Source organism: uncultured Victivallis sp., assembly GCA_944389935.1.
Classification (GTDB): Bacteria; Verrucomicrobiota; Lentisphaeria; order Victivallales; family Victivallaceae; genus Victivallis.
This window is the reverse complement of sequence record CALXOE010000080.1, coordinates 1-7,922: the sequence shown is the minus strand read 5'-3', so window position 1 is coordinate 7,922 and position 7,922 is coordinate 1. Positions and strand designations below refer to the sequence as shown.

General features: G+C 55.0%; 9 protein-coding genes and 2 tRNA genes. 2 read left to right on the top strand and 9 right to left on the bottom strand.

Annotation, left to right across the window (positions count from 1 at the left end; all coding sequences use genetic code 11):
- From Q0J85_RS15045 to Q0J85_RS15005, 9 genes are all read right to left on the bottom strand, one after another.
- The coding region (locus tag Q0J85_RS15045; protein WP_294483088.1) for a hypothetical protein at positions 1-497 on the bottom strand (497 nt) is incomplete at its 3' end.
- Between the two features lie 298 nt (positions 498-795).
- Positions 796-869, bottom strand: a tRNA-Gln gene (locus tag Q0J85_RS15040).
- A gap of 706 nt (positions 870-1,575) precedes the next feature.
- Positions 1,576-1,653, bottom strand: a tRNA-Pro gene (locus Q0J85_RS15035).
- 102 nt (positions 1,654-1,755) lie between these two features.
- The gene (locus Q0J85_RS15030; protein ID WP_294483087.1) at positions 1,756-2,367 is read right to left on the bottom strand and encodes a R3H domain-containing nucleic acid-binding protein; all 612 of its coding nucleotides are present in this window, start codon (positions 2,365-2,367) and stop codon (positions 1,756-1,758) included.
- Between the two features lie 30 nt (positions 2,368-2,397).
- Positions 2,398-4,038: a YidC/Oxa1 family insertase periplasmic-domain containing protein gene (locus Q0J85_RS15025; RefSeq protein ID WP_294483086.1), complete on the bottom strand. Its 1,641-nt coding sequence runs from the start codon at positions 4,036-4,038 to the stop codon at positions 2,398-2,400.
- 72 nt (positions 4,039-4,110) lie between these two features.
- Entirely contained in the window at positions 4,111-4,341 is a 231-nt protein-coding gene (yidD, locus tag Q0J85_RS15020) for a membrane protein insertion efficiency factor YidD (protein WP_294483084.1), read from the bottom strand.
- Entirely contained in the window at positions 4,335-4,712 is a 378-nt protein-coding gene (gene rnpA / locus Q0J85_RS15015) for a ribonuclease P protein component (RefSeq protein WP_294483082.1), read from the bottom strand. Before rnpA ends, yidD begins: the two co-directional genes overlap by 7 nt.
- A gap of 62 nt (positions 4,713-4,774) precedes the next feature.
- The gene (gene rpmH / locus Q0J85_RS15010) at positions 4,775-4,909 is read right to left on the bottom strand and encodes a 50S ribosomal protein L34 (RefSeq protein ID WP_294483080.1); all 135 of its coding nucleotides are present in this window, start codon (positions 4,907-4,909) and stop codon (positions 4,775-4,777) included.
- A 194-nt stretch (positions 4,910-5,103) separates the two neighbouring features.
- A complete protein-coding gene (locus Q0J85_RS15005) occupies positions 5,104-6,027 on the bottom strand; it encodes a hypothetical protein (RefSeq protein ID WP_294483078.1) in 924 nt (307 codons plus the stop codon).
- Positions 6,028-6,403: 376 nt separating this feature from the next.
- Between Q0J85_RS15005 and Q0J85_RS15000 the strand changes: the two genes are divergently transcribed.
- Both Q0J85_RS15000 and Q0J85_RS14995 read left to right on the top strand, forming a co-directional pair.
- Positions 6,404-7,585: a substrate-binding domain-containing protein gene (locus tag Q0J85_RS15000; protein ID WP_294483075.1), complete on the top strand. Its 1,182-nt coding sequence runs from the start codon at positions 6,404-6,406 to the stop codon at positions 7,583-7,585.
- A 45-nt stretch (positions 7,586-7,630) separates the two neighbouring features.
- A partial coding sequence (locus Q0J85_RS14995) for a hypothetical protein (protein WP_294483073.1) occupies positions 7,631-7,922 on the top strand: 292 nt, incomplete at its 3' end.

Here is a 7,922-nt window from a genome sequence, read left to right as displayed (position 1 = left end):
AATTGTTCTATCAACCGTGAAAATGAAACTTCAGGAGCGGAAGCCGGAGTTGGAATGGGGGATTCGTCTATGGCTCTTGCCTGCATGGTCACGTGGGGATCAACTGTGGCAGTTCCTTTCCGGCGATCATATTCCGTATCGTAGTTCCCCTGTAAATGCTCTTTGGCAACCTTCAGAACGTAGATTTTCTTCTGGTAATACTCTTTTGCCAGAGAGTCGAGCAGCCCGATCGAAGACACGTTTTGCAGTTCCGGCGGTCCCATTGTCAGGAAATCACATTGGGCAAGCGTACAATCGCTTTCTGCAAGACTTCTTCGGGCATCATTGATGAAACTGTCAATCCCCCGCGATATTTCCTCTCGATCCTTCGGGGTTTTGTGGCCGCTGTTGACGTAGTCAAAGATCCAGAGTTCAATGGCATAGAGTGCAAAATTGGCAACTTCATCGAGACGTGCTCTAAGTTCCTCGTAAGTGAATACCCGATTTTCTTTTTCCATGATATCGTAAATCCTGTTCAAGTACTGTTGCAGTAATCTACATACAATAGATGCTTTTTGCAAATCAGAAGTTTGGACAGGAATCCGTATTTCATTGCGATCCATCCGGTGTGAGAGCCTTGCCGGAATCCGGGATCTGAAATAAGGCATTTTACCCTTGATCATCATATACGGCATTTTATGGTACCCCTCAAATCCGCGATTGTGACCCATTTGTGCCCCAAATGTGCCCCAATCATCTGCCGGACGGGATAGAAAACGCGCTTAAAACTCAAGAGTTTGAGGAGGGCAAAAAAAATGGCAGCCCCGCAAGGATTCGAACCTCAACTAAATGAACCAGAATCACTTGTGCTACCATTACACCACGGGGCTGCATCAGGTGCTGCGGTTTTCCCGCATCACGCTTCTTAATATAGTGCCTCTCCGCAGGAATGCAAGCTCGGGAATGCAAGTTTTTTGATTTTTTCAGCTCTTCTGACGGGACAGGCCGGAAGAACTGAGATTTCCGGATTCCGGCAGAAGCCGATCTGGGGCGTCACGGTCAGGGGAGGAGAATTTCATTTGTGCAACGGCGAAAAGCTGATCTGCCGGGGATTTCCGAATATCTCTCATCCATTCCGGAACGCTCTCCTCTGGTTGGAGTTGTTTCTTCCGGAAAATATTTCCACCGTGTCAGTGAAAATGCCGGCCGCCGCAGGGAGAGTTTCAAATCTTTCCTCCCGCACGCGAGAGGCTTCGAGACCAGGGCCGGTTGTGCGCCACGCCACCCGGACAGGACAGGGGAGGGGCGTGAGCGCGTTTGAATGCAGGCAACATAACTGAATGCGCGGAACCGTCCCCGGCTTCATCGCAGAATTTTGCCGATATCAAACCGATTGTCGGTCGACCATCTGCCCCGTGCCGATGTGATCCGGGAAGATTCAAGGTCGCAAGAGATAACCCTGTCTGATCCCAATCGCCTTGCTCGTGGTTCGCGGTCAATCAATCACACTGGTCCGAAAAAATATTTGGAAGGAAATAAAAAAGGAACTTTGATAAGGATGAAAATCCATAGTCAAAGTTCCGTTATCTTCACAAATGGTCGGGGTGAGAGGATTTGAACCTCCGGCCTCTGCGTCCCGAACGCAGCGCTCTAGCCAGACTGAGCCACACCCCGGATCATGTTTTCTAATATAATCCGGTTTCCCGGGAAATACAAGTCCCGAAGCCGCCGATCAGAGAAAAATTCCGAGGAATTTTTCTCCCGGCACCGAGGAGATCAATCCTCTTTCTTCAGAGAAATCACCACTTTCTTATACGCGCCTTCTCCGATCGATTCCGTCGTCAGTTCCGGATCCTCTTTCAACGTCACATGGATGATCCGCCGATCATGGGCATTCATCTCAGGCAGTGTCACCGGCTCTCCCCAGCGTTTCACCTCTTTGGCGGCATCGAGAGCCTGCTGCTCGAGCTGATCTTTCGTGCTCGTACGCTCCTCGCGCCGGGGACGACGCTCGCGGCGCTCCCGCTGCGGGCGTTCGCGGCGCTCCTCGCCGTCTCCGGACCCGGAGGCCTCTCCCACCTCAGTTCCAGCGGCCTCGGAACGGGCACCGCGTTCCCCACGGGCATATCCGTCGATGTCGAGCATGATGTGCGGACACTCTTCGTCATCTTTGAACATGATCCGGTTCAACAGCAACTGAAGACTCTCGAGCGTCTGGCCCTTGCGTCCGATAATCCGTCCCGCGTCCTCCGAGCTGATTTTCACCCCGATTCGAGTCCCTTTCTCCTCCACCCGGAGCGATGCCGACAACCCGAGATAGTCGAACATCGTGGTCAATACTTTGATGATTTTTGCTTTCTGTTCTTCGAATTTCACGTTTTCCGACATGCTGATCTTCCCTTTTTTTAAGTCCGGCGGCTACTTCCCGGTGATTCCGGCCGGTTTCGCCTCATGATCTTTGTAGTGACGCCGCTGCAAGCGCATCTGAATGATACTGAAGAAATTGCTGACACTCCAGTAGAGCGTCAGGCCCGACGGGAGATCGTACAGGAACAAAAGCATGATGACCGGCATCATCAGCATCATCTTCTTCTGCATCGGATCGATCGACATCGGGGTCATGTGCTGCTGAACAACCATCAGACCGGTCATGATGAGCACCAGCGGGTTGATCGGCAGATTGAAGAAGTAGAGCGGGATCGTCAGCACCGTATCCGCCGCCGCAAGATCCTTCGCCCAGAGAAACGGAACCTGGCGCAGTTCCACCGCTCCGTCCAGCGTCGCGTACAATGCGAAGAATACCGGGATCTGCAGCAGGATCGGCAGACATCCGCCGAACGGATTGACTCCCTCCGCACGCTGCAGCTCCTGCATCTTCACGTACTGAAGCTGGGGATTGTCCTTGTATTTTTCCCGGATCTCTTTCATCTTCGGCTGGAGTGCCTGCATCTTCCGCATCGACGCATTCGCTTTCGCCGTGATCGGATAGAAGAGAATCCGCACCATCAATGTCAGGATAATGATCGAAACCCCGTAGGAGCCGACAATCCCATGCAGCGCCACCAGCACCCACAGCAGCAGCCGCGCCAGATAGTCGAGCGGTCCCCAGGCCAGGTGCATCATCCGCGCCGTCGAACCATCGAACTTCCGCAGAAGCGAGATGACTTTCGGCCCGTAATATGCCCGGAAATCGTAGCTTTTGACCTCATCCACACCGAGTTGGAAATTCGGGTACTGTGCTCCGACTTCGAGGATGACGTTCTTCTCTTTCAGCCCGCAGTACCAGAAGCGGTTCTGGTAGAGTGTGAACGGCTGCTCCGCCGTCAGGATCGTCCCGAAATATTTGTTGCCGATCCCCGCCCAGTCAACCTGCGGCGGCGGCACCAGAAAGAAATCTTCGTTCTCTTTCTCGGTTCCGGCTTTGATATCCATATATTTGCCGTTTGCGGTCAGCAGGTCCATGCGGTGAGAGGGAATGCGTACCGCGTCGCCCGAATACATCGCCCACGGCGCGAGATCTCCACCGTTGACCGTCAGCGCCGGGAACAGCAGCGGAGCTCCGGAGAGATTCCGGAATGTGACATTGCAGTGCACCTGATAATTTCCCGCAAGTTTCCACTCCTGCGTCAGGAGAAATTCCCCGCCGCCGGCGGCACGCAAACGCCGCGCAAGCGTGTAAGTCCCGGCCGCCTCATCGAGCTTCTCACTCTCGATCTTCACGAGTTCCCAGGTAGAAGTGCGGTCGAACACGGAAAGCGCGCCGACTCCGGTCAGTCCCTGATAGAGGTCGATGGGATAACGTTTCGTCGCATCGAGATAACCGGGAAACGTGATTCGGGTGATCTTGCCCTGGTCGGGTTTGATCGTCAGAACCATCTGGTCGTTTTTCAGAATCCGGAGCGGGCTCTGCGGTTTATTTTCGGCGGTCCAGACCGCAATCGATTCATCCCGTTCCTGCACAGGAGGGATCAACCCGAATGAACGGGCGATCGGCCGGCCGACAATCAGAATCACCACGCAAATGGCGATGAATACCAACGTTTCTTTATCGAATTTCACTGTAGCAAACCTGTCTCGTTTCCGCTGTCCGGAACTCAATTTTTTTTCGCCGCACAACCGCGCCCGGTGACTCTAATGGGCTGCGGGGGGCTTTGACCGTGGCGGGGGAACCGGATCCCAGCCGCCTCTGCAATACGGCTGGCAACGCAGCAACCGCCAGACCGCCAGACAACTCCCCCGCCAGAACCCGTGAATGCGCAACGCCTCTGCGGCGTATCGCGAACAGGTCGGCTCAAACCGACAACAGTTCGGCAGCAGCGGGGAAATCGTCCACTGATAAACCTTGATACATGCAATCAACACTCGGGCGGCAAATCCGCAACTTCCTGCGGCAGCAGCCCCGCCCTGGCCAGCAGACCCGCCAGTTCCCTGGTCACCTGCCGGCGGTCGGCTTTCTCCATCCGACGGCGCGGAATCAGCAGCAGATGGCGAATCTCGATGGATTCCCTCAGCAGCCGGAAGCTCTCCCACAGCAACCGGCGCGCCCGGTTGCGTTTCACGGCGAGCAGACTGTACTTTTTTCCGCATATCACCCCGCACCTCAGATGGTGATCCGGCGCAGGGGCATATACGACCAGCATGCTCGAACCGACCAGTTTCTCTCCGTTCTGCCGGATCTGATCGAATTCGGACTTGAATCGGATCTTATCCGTCTTGCAAAGCGTTCGTTTCACTGTTTCGATTCATGCGCAGGTCCGGCGCAACAACACCCCGCCGAACCCGAAAAGAATGGTTGTCACGCGGTCAGACGGGCACGGCCTTTCTGGCGACGACGCTTGATGACCAGACGGCCGTTCTTGGTCGCCATGCGGGCGAAAAATCCGATCCGGCGCTTACGACGGCGATTCGAGGGCTGAAATGTTCTTTTCATCGTTCTCTTTCCTTCTATTCTGAATTGATTCGCTTTTTACAAATTGTCCAAATACAGAAACTATAAAATACATCCATTCCCGGTTTAGTCAAGTCCCAAAACACGGAAAGAACAAACTTTCCCGGGTTTCTTCCGAAAAAAACGGGCAAAAACAGCATTTGCCGTTTTCGCCCCTGCTTTCAGATTGAACCGGATCACTCCACGGCCGGAGTCAGCGACTCGACGTACAGAATCGGAACCCGCCAGCCGGGAACCTTGAACGAACGCCCGTGGAACGTCAGCTCCCTGTCTCCGAGATCGGCCAGCTTGATGTGATCCGCGCAGACATAATAGACGTGGGTGTTCCCTTTCATGAGCGCATATTGCAGCAGCGGAACCGTGGTGTTTTCGATTTTCTGCAGCGATCCCTTTTCCGTAGCTGGAGTTCCCTCCTCCGGCGTAACGCGCAGCTCACGCAGCGCCGCTTCGGTTTCGGCGGTCATCTTCGCCGGCAGCTTTTCTTCCGGTTTGGCTTCCGGTTTCGCGACGGGCTTGGCCGCCTGTTTTACCTCGGGCTTCACTTCAGGTTTTGCCTCAGGTTTGACTTCGGGCTTCGCTTCGGGGGTGGCCGCCTGTTTTGCCTCGGGCTTCACTTCAGGTTTTGCCTCAGGTTTGACTTCGGGCTTCACTTCGGTTCCGGTTTCGGGCGTGTACTGGATGTAACGCTTGGCCGCGTAGAGTTTGAGACCGGCGGGCGGTTCGATCTTCGCCCAGCCGAAGCGGTCGATGTCAAGCACCTTGACCGCACTCCCTTTCGGCAGCAGTCCATAGCTTGCGGCTCTGGAACTGCCCGCAACGTACATCTTCAACGGAGCGGTCGTCCTGTCCTCGTTCAAATAGACCGCCGAAATATAGACCGGCGCCGTGACCGGAATCGCGATCTCTGCGAATTCGCCGATCTCTCCGAGCACCTCGACCTGGAAATCGCGGTCAAGTTTCACGGCCACCGGCGCTTTGAGATCGGGTTTGAGCCGGACATTCAAAAGATCGGCTTTGACGATGCCTTCCGCCGCCGAGGCGGTCAGCAGTCCAAACGAGCAGAACGCTCCGAAACAGGCAAATGTAAATGTTTTTTTCATAGGTCTGAAAACTCCCGGGTTTTACAGGTACTGTAATACCGCAAATGATTTTTTCAATTCCTTATCCGGGTAAATTCCTTTTTTTTTCGGGATCGGGACACAGCTTCCGCCTTTCCCCCACCGGATCTCCCCGGAACGCCATTCTGATTTGCGACGGTTCAGCCGACCGAAGTGAGGGCGAACCTCCAAAACGCGCACGGCAGGGATTTGGCACGGAAGAGCGCGGTCGCTCCTGTTTCGACCACTCATTAAGCTAATGTCTGATAGCATGCCATAATATCCGGAAAATAGTTGGCCTTGTCTCTTGACATCTCCTTTGATTTTTGGTATAATTAATCGTACCAAAATTATCGTTAACCCAAATTGGGTTGTTATTGTGCTGGAAAAACGTTACATGCCGGAGGTGGAACTTGACCGGGGAGGAGCGGAGCCGCTGCACCTGCAGCTGAGCCGCCGGATCACGGAGGACATTTTCCGGAATCGTCCGAGGCCGGGGCGTTCGGTTGTGTCGGAGCGGCAGCTGGCGGAAGCGCTGATGCTGAATCGCGGCACGGTCCACCGCGCCTACGAACAGTTGATGAATGATGGTATTCTTCAGCAGCCGGAGGGGCGGAAAACGATCTGCATTGCGCCGCACGCGCTCGACAAGGTGATTCCGCCGTTTCCGTCGATCGGGATCATTCTGCCGCGACAGTTTTCGGTGTTCGTGAGCGGCGACACCCCGACGCCGTTGAAGTACCTGAGCGGAATTTTCGACCGGGCGGCGGAACTCGGGTACGCGCCGATGCCGCTGCTGCTGCCGCAGCCGGACGTGCCGGAAGAGGAGGTGCGCTCCTGGCTCGCGGGGGTACTGCCGCGTCTCAGCGCCATGATCCATCTCGGGTCACGCGGATTTGCAGTCGATCGTCCGCTCGAACTGGTTCTGACGGAGAATTTTCTGCCGCAGGTGTTTATTTCCGGCTATGCGCAGAGCGAGAAAATCGCTTCGGTCGTCTGTGATTTCGACAGTGCTTTCACCGCTCTGACCGGATATTTGAAAGAGAACGGCCATCACCGGATCGGAGTGGTCGGGGAGTATGGAGACGGTGATCGTTATTTCGACTATACCTATCTCCATCGGTCAAACCGCGCGATCGAGACATTGCGCCGAAACGGCATGGAGCTGCGCGACGAGTGGATCGTCCGGATTCCAGAGCACTCCTCACCGCTCGAACCCATGCGGGAGATGCTCCGGAACTGCGGAAGCTCTCTGCCCACGGTCTTCTTCTGCAGCAATGATTCCACTGCGGAACGGACGATCCGGGCGTTGACTGAACTCGGGCATCGCGTGCCGGAAGAGTTTTCGATCGTCGGCGCCGATGACACGGGAATCGCGGAAAAAGCCTCCGTCCCGCTCACAACGCTGAAAGTTCCGATGTACGCGATCGGCCGCGCCGCCGTGGATCTCGCACTTGAGCGCTTCTACGGCGAACTCGAAGATACCCGGATCCGCAAAATTCCTTCGACTCTGGTGCTGAGATCGTCGGTTGTTCCGCGGCCGGAAGTCCATTTCCCGTAACGTGAAGAAAATCGAACAATCTTATTTCTCAAGGAGGAACACAGAATGAAACAAGTCTCTCTCAAGGATTCCACGCACGGTCCGGGACGGTTCAATTTTACTTTGATTGAACTTCTGGTTGTGAAAACTTGTCAAATATACCATTCTACCCTTGTTTGCACCGGGCAGTCAAGAGAGTGGTTCGGGGGAGAGAAAGCGGCTCGTAAGAGCGCGTCTCTCCCTGTACCAACCAACCATCAAACAACCAATCGGCCGATCACCGCCCCGCAACAAAGTCTCCGCTCGGCAAGCGGCGAAGTGGAGCAAAAACGCGAATGGGTCTTTCCGCAGAAAAGCG